The organism is Sphingoaurantiacus capsulatus, assembly GCF_042648405.1.
Lineage (GTDB): Bacteria > Pseudomonadota > Alphaproteobacteria > Sphingomonadales > Sphingomonadaceae > Sphingoaurantiacus > Sphingoaurantiacus capsulatus.
In genome coordinates this window covers 526,509-547,290 of record NZ_JBHRXV010000001.1, presented here as the reverse complement: position 1 = coordinate 547,290, position 20,782 = coordinate 526,509, and the positions used below count along the sequence as shown (strand labels likewise).

General features: G+C 68.1%; 17 protein-coding genes. 10 read left to right on the top strand and 7 right to left on the bottom strand.

Annotated elements, in window-relative coordinates; all coding sequences use genetic code 11:
• The first annotated feature begins 127 nt into the window (after positions 1-127).
• The 3 genes from ACFOMD_RS03020 to ACFOMD_RS03010 all read left to right on the top strand — a co-directional run bounded on the left by ACFOMD_RS03020 (position 128) and on the right by ACFOMD_RS03010 (position 4,479).
• Positions 128-2,188 (top strand): ATP-binding protein, encoded by a 2,061-nt coding sequence (locus ACFOMD_RS03020; RefSeq protein ID WP_380856597.1) that lies wholly within the window; start codon positions 128-130, stop codon positions 2,186-2,188.
• 216 nt (positions 2,189-2,404) lie between these two features.
• The gene (locus ACFOMD_RS03015) at positions 2,405-3,415 is read left to right on the top strand and encodes a sensor domain-containing diguanylate cyclase (RefSeq protein WP_380856594.1); all 1,011 of its coding nucleotides are present in this window, start codon (positions 2,405-2,407) and stop codon (positions 3,413-3,415) included.
• Positions 3,416-3,534: 119 nt separating this feature from the next.
• Positions 3,535-4,479 carry a GGDEF domain-containing protein gene (locus tag ACFOMD_RS03010; RefSeq protein WP_380856591.1) on the top strand — a complete coding sequence of 315 codons (945 nt, stop codon included), beginning with the start codon at positions 3,535-3,537 and terminating at the stop codon, positions 4,477-4,479.
• Between the two features lie 128 nt (positions 4,480-4,607).
• On the opposite strand, the gene ACFOMD_RS03005 is transcribed toward ACFOMD_RS03010, so the two are convergent.
• The gene (locus ACFOMD_RS03005; protein ID WP_380856588.1) at positions 4,608-4,946 is read right to left on the bottom strand and encodes a DUF952 domain-containing protein; all 339 of its coding nucleotides are present in this window, start codon (positions 4,944-4,946) and stop codon (positions 4,608-4,610) included.
• A 92-nt stretch (positions 4,947-5,038) separates the two neighbouring features.
• Between ACFOMD_RS03005 and ACFOMD_RS03000 the strand changes: the two genes are divergently transcribed.
• On the top strand, positions 5,039-5,923 hold the full coding sequence (locus ACFOMD_RS03000) for an alpha/beta fold hydrolase (RefSeq protein WP_380856585.1): 885 nt from the start codon (positions 5,039-5,041) through the stop codon (positions 5,921-5,923).
• Positions 5,924-6,057: 134 nt separating this feature from the next.
• Here the strand turns inward: ACFOMD_RS03000 and ACFOMD_RS02995 are convergent, their stop codons facing one another.
• Positions 6,058-7,209: an aminotransferase class V-fold PLP-dependent enzyme gene (locus ACFOMD_RS02995; RefSeq protein WP_380856582.1), complete on the bottom strand. Its 1,152-nt coding sequence runs from the start codon at positions 7,207-7,209 to the stop codon at positions 6,058-6,060.
• Complete coding sequence (locus tag ACFOMD_RS02990) at positions 7,206-8,024, bottom strand: tryptophan 2,3-dioxygenase (protein ID WP_380856579.1); 819 nt, start codon at positions 8,022-8,024, stop codon at positions 7,206-7,208. The genes ACFOMD_RS02995 and ACFOMD_RS02990 overlap by 4 nt, the downstream gene beginning before the upstream one ends.
• Positions 8,025-8,114: 90 nt before the next feature.
• Between ACFOMD_RS02990 and ACFOMD_RS02985 the strand changes: the two genes are divergently transcribed.
• The 3 genes from ACFOMD_RS02985 to map all read left to right on the top strand — a co-directional run bounded on the left by ACFOMD_RS02985 (position 8,115) and on the right by map (position 10,329).
• Positions 8,115-9,293, top strand: a complete 1,179-nt coding sequence (locus tag ACFOMD_RS02985) for a PQQ-dependent sugar dehydrogenase (RefSeq protein ID WP_380856576.1) — start codon at positions 8,115-8,117, stop codon at positions 9,291-9,293.
• A 65-nt stretch (positions 9,294-9,358) separates the two neighbouring features.
• Positions 9,359-9,565: a ParD-like family protein gene (locus ACFOMD_RS02980; protein ID WP_380856573.1), complete on the top strand. Its 207-nt coding sequence runs from the start codon at positions 9,359-9,361 to the stop codon at positions 9,563-9,565.
• Positions 9,562-10,329 carry a type I methionyl aminopeptidase gene (gene map / locus ACFOMD_RS02975; RefSeq protein WP_380856570.1) on the top strand — a complete coding sequence of 256 codons (768 nt, stop codon included), beginning with the start codon at positions 9,562-9,564 and terminating at the stop codon, positions 10,327-10,329. Before ACFOMD_RS02980 ends, map begins: the two co-directional genes overlap by 4 nt.
• 71 nt (positions 10,330-10,400) lie before the next feature.
• Here map and ACFOMD_RS02970 read toward each other — a convergent pair whose 3' ends face one another.
• Entirely contained in the window at positions 10,401-11,360 is a 960-nt protein-coding gene (locus ACFOMD_RS02970) for a D-alanyl-D-alanine carboxypeptidase family protein (RefSeq protein WP_380856567.1), read from the bottom strand.
• A 287-nt stretch (positions 11,361-11,647) separates the two neighbouring features.
• Between ACFOMD_RS02970 and ACFOMD_RS02965 the strand changes: the two genes are divergently transcribed.
• Entirely contained in the window at positions 11,648-13,810 is a 2,163-nt protein-coding gene (locus ACFOMD_RS02965) for a bifunctional diguanylate cyclase/phosphodiesterase (RefSeq protein WP_380856564.1), read from the top strand.
• Here ACFOMD_RS02965 and ACFOMD_RS02960 read toward each other — a convergent pair.
• The 3 genes from ACFOMD_RS02960 to ACFOMD_RS02950 form a co-directional block, all read right to left on the bottom strand.
• The gene (locus ACFOMD_RS02960) at positions 13,789-15,825 is read right to left on the bottom strand and encodes an elongation factor G (protein ID WP_380856561.1); all 2,037 of its coding nucleotides are present in this window, start codon (positions 15,823-15,825) and stop codon (positions 13,789-13,791) included. The two genes, ACFOMD_RS02965 and ACFOMD_RS02960, sit on opposite strands and share 22 nt — an antisense overlap.
• Before the next feature lie 123 nt (positions 15,826-15,948).
• Positions 15,949-16,662 (bottom strand): endonuclease V, encoded by a 714-nt coding sequence (locus tag ACFOMD_RS02955; protein WP_380856558.1) that lies wholly within the window; start codon positions 16,660-16,662, stop codon positions 15,949-15,951.
• Between the two features lie 113 nt (positions 16,663-16,775).
• Positions 16,776-17,948 (bottom strand): L,D-transpeptidase family protein, encoded by a 1,173-nt coding sequence (locus tag ACFOMD_RS02950; RefSeq protein WP_380856555.1) that lies wholly within the window; start codon positions 17,946-17,948, stop codon positions 16,776-16,778.
• A 308-nt stretch (positions 17,949-18,256) separates the two neighbouring features.
• Between ACFOMD_RS02950 and ACFOMD_RS02945 the strand changes: the two genes are divergently transcribed.
• On the top strand, positions 18,257-19,444 hold the full coding sequence (locus ACFOMD_RS02945; RefSeq protein ID WP_380856552.1) for an acyl-CoA dehydrogenase family protein: 1,188 nt from the start codon (positions 18,257-18,259) through the stop codon (positions 19,442-19,444).
• Positions 19,445-19,589: 145 nt separating this feature from the next.
• Positions 19,590-20,735 carry an acyl-CoA dehydrogenase family protein gene (locus ACFOMD_RS02940; protein WP_380856549.1) on the top strand — a complete coding sequence of 382 codons (1,146 nt, stop codon included), beginning with the start codon at positions 19,590-19,592 and terminating at the stop codon, positions 20,733-20,735.
• Positions 20,736-20,782 lie beyond the last annotated feature (47 nt).

The following is a 20,782-nucleotide window of genomic DNA, read 5'->3' as shown; positions in this document are numbered from 1 at the left end:
ACCGTCACCCCAGCGTTGCCGAAAAGGAACGCGGCGCCTCTTTCGCCTGACACCGCTCGACAGCGTGGGGAAAGCGGGGGACAGAAGGCGCGTGACCGGCGGTGGCGAATTGCGGGCGCGGGGACGCATGCCGACAACGGCGGGGCTGGGCGCCCCGGCGTCATGGTTGGCATTGGCGCTGATCTGGACGATCGCCGCGGTGGTGCTCGGCCTGATCTGGACGACGATCGTCGCGCAGGTCCAGTTCGAGCGAAGCCAGGCGATTGAGGGCGCGATCCGAGACAACCAGAACCGCGTGCTCGCCTTCGAGCGCTATGTGCTGCGCACGCTCGATGCCGCCGACGTGGCGACGCGCAACCTTGCCGAGAAGTACCGGAACGGGCTGCCGACGCCGCGCGCCGACGGCGGCCCGGCGACGATCAGCGATCCGGTCATCGCCAACCCGCTGTTCGCCGCCGTGCTGGTCGCCGATGCCAATGCCGATCTGGTCGGCGCCACGGTCGACGGTCTGCCGCCACTCAACATCGGCAACTGGGGATCGGTGCGGCGGATCGCCCAGGCGCCGCACGACCGGGTGATGATCGGCATCCCGCGCATCTCGCCGCGCCTCGGCAAACCGATGATCGGCCTCACCCGCCGCATCGACCGGCCCGACGGCAGCTACGCCGGCAGCGTCACCCTTCAGCTCGAAGTCGCGCGCTTCATCGCCTTTACCGAGGGTGCGGCCGACCGGCCGAGCGATCTCATCTCGGTGGTCCGTCTCGACGGCATCACCATCGCGCGGCGCACCGGCGGGCGCTTCAGCTTCGGCGAGAATCTGGCGGGCACGCTGGTGATGCGGCAGCAGCTGCGCGATCCGAACGGGACCTATCTCGGCCCCAGTTCGCTCGACGGCGTCGTGCGCTGGTTCAGCCACCGGCGGCTGCCCGACTATGCGATCTTCGTCACCAGCGGTATCGGCCATGAAGAAATCCTCGCGCCGGTCGACGCGCGCGCCGGTCGCTATCGCGGCGGCGGCGCGCTGCTGACCGTCGCGACGCTCGCCATCGCCGGCCTGCTCAGCGTCTATGCGCGCCGCCGCGACGCCGCGGCGCGGCACATGGCGGCGGTCAATTTCCGCCTGCGCGAGGCGCAGCGCATCGGCCGCATCGGCGACTGGGAATATGATCCGGCGAAGGGCGTGGTGCTGTGGTCCGACCAACTCTGCGCGATGTACGGCCGCGAGGCCGCGCGCGATGCGATGAGCATCGACGATTATGCCGGCCATTTCCGCCGCGGCGGGCGCGGCGCTTTCCTCAACGCCGTCGAAGCCGCGGTGCAGCAGGGCGAGGCGCGGCAGCTCGATCTCTACGCGGTCGGCATGGCGGGCGAGCAGATGCACCGCCGCCTGTCGATCGTGCCCGTCGTTGGTGCGGGCGGACGCGTCGTGCAACTGATCGGCACCGACCAGGACGTCAGCGCCGACAAGGCGAACGAACAGTTCCGGTCGCAGGTGGCGCATGGCGACCGCATCGCTGCGATCAACGCGCTCGCCGCGACGCTTGCGCATGAGATGGCGCAGCCGCTGACCGCCGCGATCAACTATCTCGCCGCGTCCGAACGGCTGCTAAGCCGCGACCCCGCGACCGGCGCGGCGACGGCGCGCGAGGCGATCAGCCATACGCGCGACCAGTTGCGCCTCGCCGGCGACATCATGCGCCGGGCCAAGGATCTGGCGAGCGGCCGCACCGACCATGCCGCCGAGGTGGCGCTGCCTGCCGTCGTCGATGATGTGTTCGCGCTGATCCGCCTCAGCCATCCGGCGGTGCGGCTGCGGCGTCGGCTCGATGCGAGCGCACAGGCGGTGATCGCCGACCGGGTGCAGGTGCAGCAGGTGCTGATGAACCTCGTGCGCAACGCCTGCGAGGCGGCGGCTGAGGCGAAGCCGCCCGAGGTGACAGTGAGCAGCCGGACGGGCGATGACGCCGGCTTCGTGGTGATCAGCGTCATTGACAACGGCCCCGGGGTCAGCGCGCCCGACGACATCTTCTCGCCCTTCGCCTCGTCGAAGGCATCGGGCCTCGGGCTTGGCCTCACCATCTCCCGCGCGATCGTGCAGGCGCATGGCGGACGCATCTGGGTCGAGCCCGCGCACCGGCCGGGCACCTGCATCTGCCTGACCCTGCCGGCGGTCCCGCCAGCAGAGTAGAGCCCGCGCATTTTGCCCCTCTCCCTGGAGGGGAGAGGGCGACTCGCGTCAGCGAGCGGGGTGAGGGTGGTCGCCGGTTGGCGTCCGCCTTCCGACCACCCTCTCCCCAACCCCTCTCCCCTCTAGGAAGAGGGGCTCTGCTGCTCCGCAGAACAGGCGAGCTAGCCTTTGCCCGCCCCTGTGGTATTTACGGTACCGAGGGATGGGGAGAGTATAATGGCATTGCCGCGCTTTCTGCAGCGCCTGCTCGGTCGCGCCGGGCGGGACGAGCGTCACCGTGCGCAGGAGCATGAGACGTTCAAGCTGGTCGCCGAACAGTCGCTCGACGTCATCTTCCGCGCCCGCTCGTCCGACGGCCGGGTAACCTATATCTCGCCGTCGGCCGAGCGCCTGTTCGGCTGGAAGCCCGAGGACATGATGAAGCGCGGCGGCGATGTCTCCGCCAACAGCTTCCTCCACCCCGAGGACCAGCCGCGCGTCGGTGCCGCGGTCGCCCGCCACTTCAGCTCGGAAGTCTCGGACCTGAAGCTCGAATTCCGCATCATGCACCGCGACGGTCACCCGATCTGGGTGGAAACCAACGCGCGCACCGTCGCCGATCCGGTGACGGGCAAGCCGACCGACCTGATCTTCACCATGCGCGACATCAGCGCCAAGAAGGTCCGTGAGGAGGCCCTGTCGCTGGCGGCGCGCACCGACGGGCTCACCGGCCTCGCCAACCGCCGCGCGTTCGACGAAGCGCTCGACCGCGAGTGGACGTCGACCCTGGCGATGGGCGGGCGGATGTCGCTGCTGCTGCTCGATGTCGATCACTTCAAGCTGTTCAACGACAGCTATGGCCATCAGGTCGGCGACGACTGCCTGCGCGCCATTTCCGGCGCCGTGTCGAGCACCTGCGCGCCGCCCGCCTTCGCCGCGCGCTACGGCGGCGAGGAACTGGCGATCATCCTGCCCGGCTGCGACAGCGCCGAGGCCTGCGCGGCAGCGGAGAAGATCCGTACCGCCATCCTCAACCTGCGCGTGCCGCATACCGGCAACCCGCCGGGCGGCGGCGTCGTCTCGGCGAGCATCGGCGTCGCCACCGCGCTCGCCGGCATGGGCGGGTCGACGACGATGCCGCAGGGGCTGCTCACCGCCGCCGACCACGCGCTCTACAAGGCGAAGGCGGAAGGGCGGAACCGCGTCGGCACCGCAATGGTGATCGCGGGTGACGGGCGCGGTGGCTGAAACCGCGACTACTGTGAAAATACGGTGCCGTTAGCCGGTTGTTAGGCATTTGGCGGCAGGGTGCGATCTGTTGGGCGGCTTCCCGTCGTCCGTACAGGGAACAAGCCGATTCGATGTCGATGGCGGAGAGGATCATAACCACGGGGGCTCCGCCGGCCGACCTCTATCGCATCATTGCCGAGAATGTCTGCGACGGCGTGCTCTACGTCGGCCTGGGCGACACCTGCCAATATGCGTCGCCCTCGGTGGAGGAGATCATCGGCCGCTCGCCAGGCTCCATGATCGGCGTCGGCCTGCTGTCGATCATCCACCCGGAAGATCTGCCCGAGGTCGAGCGCCACTGCATCGAACTGCTCGAACGGCGCCGCGACCGCTTCACCATCGAATTCCGCGCGCAGCACAGCAACGGCCGCTGGGTCTGGCTGGAGGCGAGCGCGCGGGCGGTACCCGACGGCGACAAGCGCAGCGCCGTCACCTCGGTGCGCGACATCCGCTGGCGCAAGCAGCTCGAGGACCAGTTGCTGGAGGCGTTGAACGAGGCGGAAGAGAAGGCGCAGGCGCTCGAACGGCTCGCCAACAGCGATCCGCTGACCGGCCTCGCCAACCGCCGCCGCTTCATGATCGAGTTGGAAAAAGCGGCGCGCCGCGCCAGCACTTTGGCGATCTGCGATATCGACCATTTCAAGGTGATCAACGACCAGCACGGCCATCAGGCCGGCGACGAGGCGCTGCGCGGCTTCGCGGCGGCGGCGCAGGCGAGCTTCCCCGACGCGCTGGTCGCGCGCATCGGCGGCGAGGAATTCGCGGTGCTGATGACCGATACGCCGGTCGAGGACAGCGTCGCCCGCTGCGACGCCTTCCTCGCCGGCCTCGCGCGCGACGGCTGCACCCTGCCATCCGGCGAACGGCTGGCGCTCACCGCCAGCATCGGCATCGCGGCGACGCCGTGTCTCGATGCGTCCGAACTGATGCAGCGCGCCGATCGGCTGCTCTATGCCGCCAAGCGGACAGGGCGGAACCGGGTGGCGTGCGAGCAGCCCGAAGAACAGCGCGCTGTCGCGTAGCTTTCCCTTGAGGGGAGAGCCCACAACTCCACTCGTCATTCCGGCGAAAGCCGGAATCCAGTCCGACCGTGGGTCTGGATACCGGCTTTCGCCGGTATGACGGTGAGGGTGGGTGGACGGACCTCTCCCTAAGCGGGAGGGAATATGTGCGCGCCATCCGCCCCAAGCGGCAGCTCGCGCATCGCAATCACTGCGTCCAGCGGCAGTGGCGCATAAAGGTGCGGAAACAGCGCGCCGCCGCGTGACGGCTCCCACTTCAGCGCTTCGCCGAACCCCGCCATCTCGATCGTCAGCAGCAGCAGGTCGTTCCGGCCGGCGAAATGCTTGGCGGCCGTCTCCGCCGCCTGCTCGGCGGTCGAGAAGTGGATGAAGCCGTCGCGGCGGTCATGCGCGGAGCCGTCATAGACCCCGGCAGCCTGCGCGGCCGCCCACTCATCGCGGCCCATGATCTTGTAGATGTGCGTCATGACGCCGGCTTAGCCCGCCGCGCCGCCACAATGAAGGGGGTGCCGCGTCGCCCCTGCCTGCTATCCATGGCGAAAGCCCTGGGGAGAGCAGCATGGCGCGGACGACGGCGAACGGCATCGAGATCGAATATGAAAGCTTCGGCCCGGCGAGCGGCGCGGAGACCGTGCTGCTCATCATGGGCCTCGGCGCGCAACTGACCTTGTGGCCGGTCGAGCTGTGCAACGCGCTGGTCGCCCGCGGCTACCGCGTGGTCCGCTACGACAACCGCGATGTCGGCCTCTCGACCAAGTTCGACGGCGCCGTCGCGCCCGACCTGCCGACCCTGCTCGGCGCGATGATGGCGGGCCAGGACCCGAAGGTGCCGTACAGCCTTGAGGACATGGCCGCCGACGCGATCGGGCTGCTCGACGCGCTCGGCATCGACAAGGCGCATATCGTCGGCGCGTCGATGGGCGGGATGATCGCGCAGGTCGTCGCCATCGAATATCCGGCGCGCACCTTGTCGCTGACCTCGATCATGTCGACCACCGGCAACCCGATGCTGCCGCCCGCCAGCCCCGAGGCGATGGGCGCGCTGCTCGGCCGCCCGGAAAGCAACGATGTCGACACGCTCGTCGACTTCGGCGTGAAGGTGGCGCGGGCGATCGGCAGCCCCAAATATCCGGCCGACGAAGCTTTGCTCCGCGCCCGCGTTCGCCGTGACGTCGATCGTTCGGTGTATCCGGCGGGCTTCGCGCGGCAGCTCGCGGCGATCTACGCCAACGGCGACCGCCGCGCCCGGCTGGCGACGATCAAGGCGCCGACATTGGTCATCCACGGCGAGGCCGACCCGCTGGTGCCGGTGCATGGCGGGCGGGATACGGCGGCGAACATTCCGGGCGCCGAGCTGGTCGAGATCGAGGGCATGGGCCATGATTTGCCGGTGCCGCTGGTCGAGCAGATTGCCGATGCGATTGATAAGGTGGCGAAGCGGTAGCGGGGGTAGGCGCCAACGCTCATTGTCATCCCCGCGAAGGCGGGGACCCAGCACGCATGAAAAGGCGCTCGCGGTAGCGAGCAAGTTGTTTGTTTGGGGCTGGGTCCCCGCCTTCGCGGGGATGACAGCTAGCGTTAGGCGAGCGCCTTACCCGCAATCCCCAGGAACCGGTCGATGTCGCTCTCGTCCTGATAGGGCCCGAACCCAATCCGCAGCACATCGTCGCGCACGTCGGTGACGACGCCTTCCGCATCGAGCGCCTTCTTCCACTCCGGGGCGCGGGCATCCTTGAACGCGAGATAGCGGGCATGCGCGCGGCCATCGAGCGGGTTGAGCAGTTCGGCTTCGGCCAGCGCGCCGGACAGGCCGTCGAGCAGATGCCGTTGCAGCCCCGCCGAATGCGCCGCGACCGCTTCGGTGGTCAGGCCCTCGCGCCGATACAGGTCGAACACCGCCGCCAGCCGGTACAGCCCGCTCGGGTCGAAGGTCGCGCCCAGAAACCGCCCGCCGCCGGGGGCGTAGCCGATGGTGCCGGGCGGAGCGGTCAAATCCTCGAACTCGGCGAACCAGCCGGTGTTGGCGGGGCGCAGGCCGAAGCCCGGCGGGACATGCAGGAAGGCGGCGCCTTCGCCGGCCATCGCATATTTGTAGCCGCCGGCGGTGTAGAAGGCGCGGTCGGCGATGGCGGACAGGTCGGTGGGCATTGCCATGAAGCCGTGATAGCCGTCGATCATCAGCCACGGGCCATCGGGGCGCGACAGCGAGGCCAGTTCGGCGACCCGCTCGAACACGCGGCCGGTCTTGAAGAACACATGGCTGGCAAAGATCAGGTCATGCTCGCCGCTCTGCGCGCGCTCGATGAAACGATCGGCGAAGCTGTCCCACGGGTCGGTGGCGATCGTCTCCAGCACCACCTCGTCGCTCTCCGCCCAGCGCGCCGACTGGCGGCGGAAGCTGTGGAATTCGCCATCGGTGGACAGGATGCGCACCGGCCGCCTCGCGCGCCCCGACACCAGCCGAACGATGAACTCATGCGTGTTCGGCGCGAAGGCGAGGCTGTCGGGCGAGGGCAGCTTCAGCTCGGCGGCGATGCCCGCCTGCGCCGCCGGCATCACCTCGCCGAACACCTTGTCCCACTTGTGGTCGGCCAGGGTCACGCCGTCCTCCCACGCCTGAAGCTGCGCGGCACGGGTGGCGTCGGGCCACAGATGGTGGCTGTGCGCGGCGAGGTGCAGGCGCGCGGGCGCGGCGGCGAGCGCTTCGCTGAACAGATGCTTCCAGCTCACAGCTTGGTCCGCACCGTCCACAGCTCGGGGAAGCAGCGCCGCTCGAGCGTCTTCTGCAGATAGCTGACGCCGGCGGTACCGCCGGTGCCGGGCTTGCCGCCGATGATGCGCTGGACGGTCAGCACATGCTTGTGCCGCCAGGTTAGGAGGGCGTCGTCGAGATCGACGAGCTTTTCGGCGAGCTGGTACAGCTCCCACCAGCGGTCGGTGTCGCGATAGACCTCGACCCAGGCGTCCTCGACCGCCTGCGACGGTTCATAGGGCTGGGTCACGTCGCGGTTGAGCACGCTGTCGGGGATGGCAAAGCCGGCGTTGGCGAGCTGGCGGATGGCGTCGTCATAGAGGCTCGGCGCATTGAGCGCGTCCTGCAGCGCGGCGAGCGCCTCGGGCTTTTCGGCGTGGAAGCTGAGGAAGCTGCCGTCCTTCAGGCCCAGCCGGTACTCGACTTCGCGGAACTGCGCCGACTGGAAGCCCGAGCTGGTGCCGAGATAGCTGCGGAAGCTTGTGTAGTCGGACGGCGTCATCGTCGCGAGGATGTCCCACGACTGCGTCATCACCGACTGGATGCGCGAGACGCGGGCGAGGCTCTTGTAGGCCGGCACCAGCGCGCCTTCGCGGACCATGCCTTGCGCGAGCTGAAGCTCGTGGATGATCTGCTTCAGCCACAGCTCCTTGGTCTGGTGGATCACCACGAACAGCATCTCGTCGTGGCGGTCGGACAGCGGGTGCTGGCTGGCGAGCAAGGTGTCGAGACCGAGGTAGCTCGAATAGGTGATCCGCCCGGATTGGGCGTCGGTGTCGGTGGATTTCGTCATGCGCGACCTTTAGTCCATCCGATGGAAACGTGCATCTGGAATGGCGCGCGGACGTTCAAGGTCTCGTATCGAGCTACTAGGGAGATGGGCATGCGGAAGCTGATGATGGGTGTGGCGCTGGCGGGTGTCGCGGCGGCGGCGGTGAATGCGGCGCCGGTGGCGCAGGGCGAGCCCAACTCGCCCGAGCAGAAGCCCGCCTTCGCCGGCCAAGCCCGCGCGCCGGAAGCGAAGACCAACGTCGCCTTCACCGTCGAAACGGTGGTCGAGGGGCTGAGCAAGCCGTGGGGCGTCGACTTCCTCGGCGATGGGCGCGTGCTGATCACCGAGAAGACCGGGGCGCTGCGCGTCATCGGCCGTGACGGCAAGCTCTCCGGCCCGGTGCCGGGCGTGCCCAAGGTCGACGCGCGCGACCAGGGCGGCCTGCTCGACGTTGGCGTCAAGGGCGACACCGTCTGCCTGACCTATGCCGAGCCGCGCGACGCGGGGAAGAATTCCACCGCCGCTTATTGCGCGACGCCGTCGAAGACCGGTACGTTCAGCATGGCGGGCGGCAAGGTGATCTTCCGTCAGGAACCGGCGTGGAGCAGCACCAAGCATTTCGGCTCGCGGCTGGTGTTTGCGCGCGACGGCAATCTGTTCATCACCACCGGCGAACGCTCGGTGCCCGATGCCCGCGTGTTCTCGCAGGACCTGAACTACGGCTTCGGCAAGGTCATCCGCGTGACGATGGACGGCAAGCCGGTCGCCTCGAACCCGTGGGCGAAGGCCGGCGGCGGGCGCGCGCAGATCTGGTCTTACGGCCATCGCAACCTCCAGTCGGCAGCGCTCGATGCGTCGGGCAACCTCTGGACCGTCGAGCACGGCCCGAAGGGCGGCGACGAACTCAACAAGCCGGCGGCCGGCAAGAACTACGGCTGGCCGGTCATCACCTATGGCGAGGAATATAGCGGCAAGCCGGTCGGCGAGGGGATCACCGCCAAGGCGGGCCTTGAGCAGCCGGTCTATTATTGGGACCCTGTGATCGGCCCGTCGGGCATGACCTTCTACAGCGGCAACGCCTTCCCGGCCTGGAAGGGCAGCGCCTTTATCGGCGGGCTGGTGACCAAGGGTCTCGTCCGGCTGTCGATCAAGGGCGACAAGGTGGTCGGCGAGGAGCGCATCGACCTCGGCGCCCGCATCCGCGACGTGATCGAGGGACCGGACGGCTTCCTCTACGTGTTGACCGACGCCGACGACGGCAAGCTGCTGCGGTTGAAGCCGAAGAAGTAGGCCGCCGCTTGCCCAGCCCTATGCGGTTTGTATATGAAACATATACGAATCGCATAGGAGCGGGCATGGGCATCGTGAACATCGAGGACGAGCTGCACGATCAGCTGCGCAAGGCCTGCAAGGTCTCGTGCCGCTCGATCAACGCGCAGGCGGCGTTCTGGATTCGCATCGGCATGCTCTGCGAGCTGAATCCGACACTGAGCTTTCAGGAGATCGTCGCGCGCGAGTTGCGCGACGCGGGCGTCGACACGCCGACCCTGCGCGCCGCATGACCAAGACGCCGGAAGAGATCGAGGTCATGGCGGAGGCGGGGCGGCTGCTCGCCTCGGTATTCGCGCATCTCGATACGCTGGCGCTGGCCGGCATGACGACGATGCAGGTCAACGACCTTGTCGAGCGCTTCATCGTCGATGAGCTGAAGGCGCGGCCGGCGAGCAAGGGGCAATATGGCTATGGCTATGTGCTCAACTGCTCGCGCAACGAGGTGGTGTGCCACGGGGTGCCGTCGGACGCCGATGTCCTGAAGGACGGCGACATCGTCAATTTCGACATCACCTTGGAAAAGAACGGCTTCATCGCCGATTCCAGCAAGACCTATCTGATCGGCACCGTCGCCCCGGCGGCGAAGCGGTTGGTCGACGTGACCTATGAGGCCTTGTGGAAGGGCATCGCCGCGGTGCGCCCCGGCGCGCGGCTCGGCGATGTCGGCCACGCGATCGAGCGGCACGCCAAGCGCCATGGCTATTCGGTGGTGCGTGACTATTGCGGCCACGGCATCGGCCGCGAGATGCACGAGGCGCCGCAGGTGCTGCACTATGGCCGGCCCGACACCGGGCTTATCCTCCGCGAGAACATGGTGTTCACCATCGAGCCGATGCTCAACCAGGGCCGCCGCACCGTGCGCACTGAGGACGATGGCTGGACGGTGGTCACCACCGACGGGAAACTGTCCGCGCAGTTCGAGCATACGGTGGCGGTGACGCGCGACGGCGTGCGGGTGCTGACGCTTCGGCCCGGCGAGAAGCGGGCCGCCTAAAAAGGTCGGGGCGGGGGCCTTTCGACCCCCGCCACCCGGGAAACATAACGCTACGAGTTACTGAAACGGGGTCAGCGCCGCGGGCTGGCCGCGTCGGTCGAGCCCTGCTCGATGCCCGGCGGCAGTTCGAAGCCCGGCACTTCGGGCGGTTCGCTCATGTAGGAGGCGACGGTGGTGCGCATGCCGACCGCGCGCGACTTCATCACGTCGAAGCCGGCCTCGAGCAGCGCCTGCACATTCTGGTCGCGCGCCATGGTGGAAGGCCCGCCGAGCACCACCGCGATCAGCCGCTTGCCGTCGCGCTGCGCCGAAGCCGCGAGCGTGAAGCCGGCGGCGGCGGTGTAGCCGGTCTTGATGCCATCGGCGCCGGGCATGTTCTTCAACAGCCGGTTGTGCGAGGTCATCACCTGATTGGCGTAGGTGAATTCCGGCTCGCTATAATATTTATAATATTGCGGAAAATGCTGAAGCGTCGCCAACGACAGGATCGCGATATCGCGCGCCGTCGTCGAATGATTGGGATTCGGCAGGCCGCTCGCGTTGACGAAGCGGGTGTTCTTCATGCCGAGATAGCGCGCCTTCTCGGTCATCTTTTCCGCGAAGGCCGCCTCGGTCACGCCGAGCTTTTCGGCGAGCGCCACGGCGACGTCGTTCGCCGACTTGACGGTCAGTGCGCGGATCGCCTGCTCGACGGTGATGGTGTCGCCCTTGCGCGTCGGCAGCTTCGACGGCGCCTGGCCGGCGGCGCGCGCCGAGAAGGTGATCTTGTCGCGCAAGGTCAGCTCGCCCTGCTCCAGCGCCTCGAAGGTCAGGTACAGCGTCATCACCTTGGTGATCGACGCCGGGTGGCGCGCGGCGTCGGGCCGGCGCGAATAGAGAACTTCGCCGGTCTTCGCATCGACGAGGATCGCGGCATATTTCGGCTGTTCGTAGAGGCTCTTCGCAACCGCCGGAGCCGCCGGCACCAGGGCCATGGCGGGCAGCGCGATCAGCGCGGCGGCCAGCGCCAGTTTCTGCGTGAAGCTACGCATAAATCCCCCCGTTCAAATTCGTTCGGGAAGGTTAACATAAAAGGCTCCACCCGATAGAACGGCCCGACTCACAAAACCAACGGTTCGCCGCAGCGGAGCCGTATCAACACGGCTCCGTAAGCATTTGCCGCTGTGGGATTTACAATATTGCGCGCTTTCGCTGCGGTGGCACAAAGCGCCGCAGGACGCGACGAGTTCTGGACTCTCGCGGTCGTAGGCGTAGAGGTGGCGGTACGTTGATTAGGGGGCTTTTCAACATACCGCGCACCGTCGCGGTCACGACTGCGTTGGCCGGGCTGGTCGCGCTGACCGTCGTCGCGTCCGTCGTCACCCTGTTCGTTTCCGCCGACTATTATGTCGACCTCTCGCATGACCGCGAGGAGGTGCAGGCGCAGAATGCGCTCGACCTGAAGCTGCAGCGGCTGAGGAACGACCTGACCAGCGTTACCTTCTGGGACGAGGCGGTGCAGAACACCGCGCTCAGCTTCGACGAGGCGTGGGTCGACGAGAATGTCGGCCAGTGGCTGCACCGCTTCTACGCCGCCGACCGGGTGTTCATGCTCGATGCCGGCAACAAGGCCGCCTACGCCAACGCCAAGGGCGTGCAGCTTCCCGCCTCCACCTACGCGGCGCTCGCCGCGCAGGCCGCGCCGCTGGTGGCAAAGGTGCGCGAGCGCGCCGACAGCTACCGCCCGGCGGCGGACAGCCTGACCATCGGGCGCAACCTGTCGCGCGGCTATGACGATGCCGCCTTCGCGATGATCGACGGGCGGCCGGTATTCCTGATCGTCGCGCCGATCCTCCATGATTTCGGCCGCGTCGGCACGCCCGCCGACGGCGGCTACGCGCTTCTCGTCTCCGCCTATGACGTCGACGAGGATTTCCTCGCGAGCCTTTCGGACAGCGTGCTGATCGACCGGATGTCGCTCGCCGGCTGGCCGGCGCGCGCGGCGCCCGGCGACGGCGAGCTGGTGCTGCGCAACGCGTCGGACCAGCGCATCGCCGTGCTCCATTGGCGCGCGCAACGCCATATGGGCGACGTGGTCGAGCGGCTGCTGCCGTTCGCGATGGTCGTGCTGCTGGTGATGACGCTCGCCGGTATCCTGGTTTACCGCTTCATCCGCTCCTCGGCGCACGACCTCAGCATCACCCGGCACGAGGCGCGGCACGATGAGCTGACCGGGCTCGCCAACCGCCGCCTGCTGATGGAAAAGCTCGGCGAGGCGGTGGCGGCAAAGGGCGGCGGCGCGACCCTGCTGTTCGTCGACCTCGACGGCTTCAAGGACGTCAACGACATGTGGGGGCATGAAGCCGGCGACAAGGTGCTGCGCACCGTCGGCCGTCGCATCCGCCGCCTGTTCCCCGGGGATACCGTCGCGCGCTTCGGTGGCGACGAGTTCGTCGTGCTGATCGCCGACAGCGACGTCGATGCCGCGCGCAGCCGCGCCACCGGCCTGCTCGCCGCGCTGACCGAGCCGCACAATGTCGAGGGCACGCAGGTTCGCCTCAGCGGCTCGATCGGCATCGCCGCGGTGCAGGGCAGCGACACCAGCCCCGACGAGGTGGTGCGCCGCGCCGACATCGCGCTCTACCAGGCCAAGTCGCGCGGCCGCAGCCGCGTCGCGCTGTTCGAGGCGGCGATGGACGAGGATCTCCACCACCGCCGCCGCATCGAGGGCGAGCTTCGCCGCGCGATCGATGGCGACGCGGTGAAGGTCGTCTATCAGCCAAAGGTCTGCGCGCGGACGCAGCGCATCGTCGGGGTCGAGGCGCTGGCCCGCTTCGTCGATGCCGACGGCCGCCCGGTGTCGCCATCGGTGTTCGTGCCGATCGCCGAGGAGAGCGGGCTGATCGCGGGTCTCGGCGAGCGGGTGCTGCGCACCGCCTGCGCCGACGCGGCGCGCTGGAGCATCGGTGTCGCGGTCAACCTGTCGCCGGCGCAGTTCCGCGGCGACGACATCGTCGACACGGTGAAGTCGGCGCTCGAATCCGCCGGCCTCGACCCGGCGCGGCTGACGCTCGAGATCACCGAGACGGTGCTGGTCAATGATCCCGAGGGCGCCCGCCGCCGCCTCGATGCGCTGCGCGCGATGGGCGTGAAGCTGGCGCTCGACGATTTCGGCACCGGCTATTCGAGCCTCGTCTATCTGCAGCGCTTCAAGCTCGATTCGATGAAGATCGCGCAAGGCTTCCTCGAAGGTCTCGCGCCCGACACCGATGCGATGACCGTGCTGAGCTCGATGGTCGCGCTCGGGCATGCACTGGGGCTGACGGTGGTCGCCGAGGGCGTCGAGACGGTGCGTCAGGTCGAGCTGCTGAAGCGCGCCGGCGCCGACGAATTCCAGGGCAATGTCTTTGCCGAACCGATGAGCCGCGCCGTGCTCGAAGCGATGCTCGCCTCGGGCGACGGCGCGGTCATCCCGCTGCGTCAGGCCGCCACGCGCGCCTGAACCACCTGCTCGGCCTGCCGGCCGGACAGCTCCGCCATATGATCGAACGCGAAGGTGTAGGTGGCGAGCCCTTGGCTCAGCGCCCGCAGCTCGGCGATCAGCTCCTGGCGCTCCGACTGCGGCAGATACACGTCGAGCCGGTCCCAGCCGGGCCAGCCCTCGCGCGCGTCGAAGCCCAGTACCTGCCCGCGCCGGCTGGTCACCGCCGAGGTGATCTTTGATGTTGCCGCCTGCGGCGTGTAGATCTCCAGCCGGTCGACGGGTTCGAGCAGATAGGAGTCGCAGCCCTTCAGTCCGTCGCTCGCGGCCAGCCGCCCGGCGGTGCGGAACGCCAGCTCGGATGAATCGACGCTGTGGTAGGAGCCGTCGATCAGCTCCACCGCGACATCGACTACCGGGAAGCCCAGCGGCCCGCGTTCGAGCGCATCCTTCACGCCCATCTCGACCGCGGGAATCCACTGCTTGGGCACCGCGCCGCCGGTGATCTTTTCCGAGAAGCCGAAACCCTGGCCGCGCGTCTCGGGGCGGATGTTGATGACCACGTCGCCAAACTGGCCGTGGCCGCCCGACTGCTTCTTGTGACGGCCGCGGATGTTGGCGGCGGCGCGGCGGATCGATTCCCGATAGCCGATGCGCGGGCGCGAGATGTCGACCGCGACGCCGTAGCGGCGCTTCAATTTGTCGAGCAGCACCTTCAGCTGCGTCTCGCCCTGGCCCTTGAGGAGGGTCTGGTGGCTCTCGGCGTCATGGATCATCTCGACGGTCGGATCTTCCTCGACGAGCTTCGCCAGCGCCTCGGACAGCCGCACATCGTCCTTGCGGTCGCGCGTGCCGATGGCGAGCGCATAGACCGGCGTCCGCCGCGACGGGAGGCGCGCCGCCGCGCGCGCCTTGCCGTCGGCGGACAGCAGCTCGCCCGGCCGCGCGCCGGTCACCTTGGCGACGGCGATCACCTCGCCGGTGCCAGCACTCGCGATCTTGGTGGTCGCGCCGCCCTGCACCGCGAACAGCCCGCCGGCGCGGGCGTGTTCGCCATCGGGGCGAACGAGGTCGGCGCCATCGCCGATCTTGCCCGACATGACGCGGGCGAAGGCGAGCTTGCCGGCCTGCCCGGCGTGGCTGACCTTGAACACATAGGCGCAGTCGCCGCTCGCGCCGATGCGCTCGGCGGCAGCGCCGGGTTCCGGCGTGTCGTGGCGCAGCGCCTTCAGCAGGCGGCGCACGCCGAAGCCGTTGCTCGCCGATCCGAAGAACACCGGCACGATCAGCCCCTCGCGCGTCTCGCGCACGAGGTCGCCGAACACCAGGTCGCGCTCGGGTACCATGTCGGACAGTAATTGTTCGAGCAGCACATCGTCATGATCGGCGAGCTGCTCCAGCATATGGAAGCGCGCCTCCGCCTCGCGGTGGGCGAGCGTCGGCGGAATTTCGACCTGTTCGGACGGCTTGCCCTGCCGATAGACGAAGGCGCGTTCGAGCCCGAGGTCGACGAAGCCGGTGACCCGCTCGCCCTCCCAGATCGGGATCTGCCGCGCGACCAGCGGCGCAGCGCTCGCCGGCTGCAGGGTGGCGAGCAGGTCGCGGATGCGGCCGTGCGCGGTGTCGATCTTGTTGATGAACAGGGCGCGGGGGATACCCAGGGTCTCCAATTGCTTCAGCACCGGCTGGATCAGCGCGGCGTGGCCGGGATCGGGGTCGATCACTACCAGCGCGAGGTCGGCGGCGGCCAGCGCCGTGTCCGCCTCTCCGGCGAACTCGACGCCGCCGGGGCAGTCGATCAGCGCGTAACGGTCGCCCATGAAGTCGAAGCGGCCAAGGCTGGTTTCCACCGACTGGCCGCGCGCGCGCGCCTCGGCGCTGCTGTCGCCCACGGTGTTGCCCATGTCGACGAGGCCGCGTCGCTCGATGGCGCCGGCGGCGTGCAGCAACGCCTCCATCAACGACGTCTTGCCTGACCCGTTCGGACCCACCAGCGCGATCGCCCGCGCCGCACCTGCTCTGCCAATTGATGCCATCATTCCCTCCAGCCGTTCGCTCGCCATGAAATGGCGGTCGCGCGCGGCCTTCTGGCCGTGGCGACCGTCGGGACCAGCTAGGGTCTGCCTCCCTTGCGAGTCGCGCAAGGTCGATTCAGCGCGTCAGCCGATCAGTCCGGCGACATCCCCTTCGACGCTGCGCCGCAGCTCGCCCGCGGCGTCATGCGCGCGGCGCGTCGGCTCGGGCAGGCGGTAGCCGCGGGTGGCGGCGAGCACATGCTCGACCGCGCTTTCGAGCGAGATGCGGTGGCCGGCGGAGATGTAGAGCGGGTTGGCGCGGGGCCGGGTGCGCAGCGCCATACCGACGGTGCGCCCCTTCCACACCATCGGCACCCGGTCGCCGGGGTCGGGGCCGAGCGGCGCGGCCGGCGTGCCGACCAGCACCGACTTGCCGACGCCGATGGCCGGCACGTCGAGCAGCACGCCGAGTTGGCAGGCGATGCCGAACCCACGCGGATGGCTGAGGCCCTGCCCGTCGACGAACAGCAGGTCGGGCTTGCGCGCGAGTTTCGCGAAGGCGTCGACGAGCACCGGGCTTTCGCGGAAGCCGAGGTAGCCGGAGACATAGGGGAAGCGCGGCAGGTCGGACGCGGTGGCAACTTCGCGTCGGGTCAGGCTGGGCCAGTCGCAGGTGACGATGGCGGCGTGAACCTGCGCCTTGGGGTCGCGCGGGCGGCAACTGATATCGGTGCCGCCGACGGTATTGATCGGGCCGAAGTCGTCCTCGGCGATCACCCGCGATGCCAGCTCCCGCTGCACTTCGGTCGCGACGGTAAGGTCGGGCGGGTAGAGCCAGTTGGTGGGGGTGGTAGGCATGTCCAGTCACTACCCCACAGTCGTCATTCCGGCGAAAGCCGGAATCCAGTCCGACGGTCGGTCTGGATTCCGGCTTTCGCCGGAATGACGGTGATAGGTGTTGAAGGCGAAGTTTACTTCGACGCCAGCGCCACGCTGCCGCCCAGCGCCCGCGCCACGCGCGCGTCGCGCCCATAGGGATCGCTCAGCATCTTTACCGATCCACCCTCATCCGCCTCGGCGGTGAAATAGGCGATGTGCACCGGCACCGACTTGTTCAGCGACAGCTCGCGCGTCGTGTTCCGCTTGGCCAGCGCCGCGTCGATCTCGGACGACGAGGTGCCGTCCTCGGTCAGCAGCCGCTCGGCGAACTCGACCGGGCGGTCGGTGCGCACGCAGCCCTGGCTCAGGGCGCGTGCTTCCTTGCCGAACAGCTTCTTCTCGGGCGTGTCATGCAGGTAGATCATGTACGGATTGGGCATCACCAGGCGCACCTGGCCGAGCGCATTGCCCGGCCCCGGGGCCTGAAAGATCGCGGGACCATCTGGGCCCTGCTTGACGCTGTAGCCGGCGCGACGGGCGGCCGCCGGATTGCGCTGGTACATGGCGAGCTTCTGCTTCTTCAGGCCCGGCGGCACTGCCCAGCCCGGGTTGAAGCGCACCGCCTTCACCTCGGTGGAGAATTGCGGGGTCGGGCTCGCCGGCTTGCCGACGATCGCGGCATGCTCGGCGACGACGGCGCCGTCCTCGACCAGCTCGACGCGGTACGAGGGGATGTTCACGAAGATATGCTTGTTGCCCATCTCGCGCGGCATCCAGCGCCAGCGCTCGAGATTGACCATCAACGCGGTGCGCTTCGCGGTGTCCGACGCCGGCGTCTCGGCCAGCGCGCGCTTCAGCGACTTATAATCCTCGGTCTGCGGCAGCAGCTTGTCGAAGGTCTTCTCGACCTTGTCGTCATTGATGCCGTTGGCGACGAGGGTGGCCAGCAGGATGGGATTCGCCGGCTCGCTGAACCAGTCGACGCGCTCGTTGCGCGGCACGCGGCCATAGCGATAGTCGCTGGCCAGCTTCATCGCCGCGGCGTTGAACGCCACCGGGTCGATCTGCCCGCGCTCCATCGCGTCACGCAGCCGGTCGGCGCCGTAATCCGCGGGGTCGAGGCCCTCGTCCGCCGACGCCTCGATCACCTCGATCAGCGCCTTCGCCGATGACTTGCTCCACGTCACCGACGGCACCTGCGCCACGGGCGCGCTGGTCATCGTCGGGGCCGCGACGGGGACTTCCGCCAGGGACGGCGCCGGCACGACCGCTGCCAGCGAAAGCAGGACCACGGTCGACCGGCGCCGAAACGCACGCACTATGGGAGCTGAACGCATTTTCACACCACACAACAAAGGGTACGCAACAGACACAACAGGGGTACGCAACTGATACATGACCGTAACGCACATTTGCCGCTTGCGTTTCCAAAAAATCGTGATTATTGGGGGTTTACCCCCAAAACGACGGTTTTCGGCTCTTCTGGAACGTGAGGAGTGGCAGTTGCGCTAGGTTGCGCGGCTGGTGCCGCAGCGGTAGCGCTGGCGCTATCCAGTTTGGGGAGAACGCACCGATGGACCTTCAGTTCAGTCCGGAAGACATCGCCTTCCGTGACGAGGTTCGCACCTTCATTGCCGAGAATTTTCCCGCCAGCCTTCGCGGCAAGGGCGGACGCGAGGATCTGACCAAGGACGAGCTGCTCGCCTGGCACCGCATCCTCGCCAAGAAGGGCTGGGTCGCACCGGCCTGGCCGACCGAATATGGCGGCCCCGGCTGGAACGCCGTGCAGCGCTACATCTTCTCCGAAGAGCTCGCCCGCGCCGAGACGACGCCGATCATGCCGTTCGGCATCAACATGGTCGGCCCGGTGATCTACACCTTCGGCACGCCCGAACAGAAGGCGAAGTTCCTGCCCGGCATCCTGTCGGGCGACGACTGGTGGTGCCAGGGCTATTCGGAGCCGGGCGCCGGGTCCGACCTCGCCAGCCTGCGCACCCGCGCGGAGCGCGACGGCGACCATTATATCGTCAACGGCCAGAAGACCTGGACCACATTGGCGCAGCACGCCGACTGGGGCTTCTTCCTCGTCCGCACCGACCCGGCGTCGAAGCCGCAGGAGGGCATCAGCTTCCTGCTCATCGACATGAAGTCGCCCGGCGTCACCGTTCGCCCGATCATCACGCTCGGCGGCGAGCATGAGGTGAACGAGGTGTGGCTGGAGAACGTCCGCGTACCCGTAGAAAACCGCATCTATGAAGAGAACAAGGGCTGGACCTGCGCCAAGTTCCTGCTCGCGCACGAGCGCACCGGCATCGCCGGCGTCGCCCGGTCGAAGCGCGGCGTGGAGCGGCTGCGCGACATCGCGGCGAGCGAGGTCGACGAGGGCCAGCCGCTGATCCAGAACCCGTTCTTCAAGCGCAAGATCGCCGAGCTGGAGATCGACCTGACCTCGCTCGAATATACCGAGCTGCGCTCGCTTGCTTCTTCCGCGGCGGGCAAGGGGCCGGGGCCGGAATCCTCGCTGCTCAAGATCAAGGGCTCGGAAATCCAGCAGCGGATCACCGAGCTGATCCTCGAAGCTGTCGGCCATTATGGCGCGCCCTACTTCCGCGGGCTGGAAGGCACCAACGAGCACGGCATCGGGCCCGACTACGCCCACCGCGCGGCGCCGACCTATTTCAACATGCGCAAGACCACGATCTACGGCGGGTCGAACGAGATCCAGCGTAACATCATCGCGAAGATGGTGCTGGGACTGTGATCCGACCCCTCTCCCTGGAGGGGAGAGGGCGACTCGCTGAAGCGAGCGGGGAGAGGGTGGTCTCCAAGCTCGCGCCAAATTCTCCGACCACCCTCTCCCTAACCCTCTCCCCTCCAGGGAGAGGGGACTGAAAAGCGGGGCAACGATGGACTTCAACTACACCGAAACGCAGACGATGCTGCGCGACACGCTCGCGCGCTACCTGTCGGATCGCTACGACCATGAGACGCGGATGAAGATCGTCCGCTCCGACGCCGGCTGGTCGCGCGACACCTGGAAGGCCTTCGCCGAGGAGCTGGGCATCCTTGGGGCGCCGTTCGCCGAAGAGCATGGCGGCCTCGGCGGCGGCGCGCTCGAGAATATGGTCGTGATGGAAGAACTGGGCTCGCGCCTCGTGATCGAGCCCTATCTGTCGACCGTGGTGATCGGCGGCGGCTTCCTGAAGGCGGCCGGCGGCGACGCGGCGGGCGAGCTGATCGGCGGCATCATCGGCGGCGATGTGCTCACCGCCTTCGCCTGTGCCGAGCCGCACGCGCGCTACAATTGGGCCGACCTCAAGACCACCGCCAGGAAGGACGGCGGCGGCTGGGTGTTGAACGGCCACAAGGCGGTGGTGCGCGATGCGCCGCACGCCACGCATTTGATCGTCACCGCGCGCACCGGCGGCGGGCAGCGCGACCGCGACGGCGTGTCGCTGTTCCTCGTCGAGAAGGGCGCCAAGGGCGTCTCGACGCGCGACTATCCGACCGTCGACGGCGGCCGCGCCTCGGAAGTCTATTTCGAGAACGCGAGCGTGCCGGCGTCGGCGCTGCTCGGCGCCGAGGGCGGCGCGCTGCCGCTGGTTGAACAGGTGATCGACGAGGCGACGGTGGCGATCTGCGCCGAGGCCGGTGGCGTGATGCGCCAGATGCACCTGCAGACGCTCGATTATGCCAAACAGCGCAAGCAGTTCGGCACGGCGATCTCCAACTTCCAGGTGCTGCAACACCGCATGGTCGACATGTTCATGGAGGTCGAGCAGTCGGTCAGCCTGACGCTGATGGCCACGCTGAAGCTCGACGAGTCCGCCCACGAGCGCGCCAAGGCGGTATCGGCGGCGAAGTCGCGCGTCGGCAAGGCCTGCAAGTTCGTCGGCCAGAGCGCCATCCAGATCCACGGCGGCATGGGCATGACCGACGAGTTGGCGGTCGGCCATTATTTCAAGCGCGCCACGATGATCGAGAGCCAGTTCGGCTCGATCGACCATCACCTGTCGCGCTACGAGCGCCTGTCGATCGACGAGGCGGCGTAAGCCTGACCGTCAAACATCAAACGACCGTCATCCCGGCGAAGGCCGGG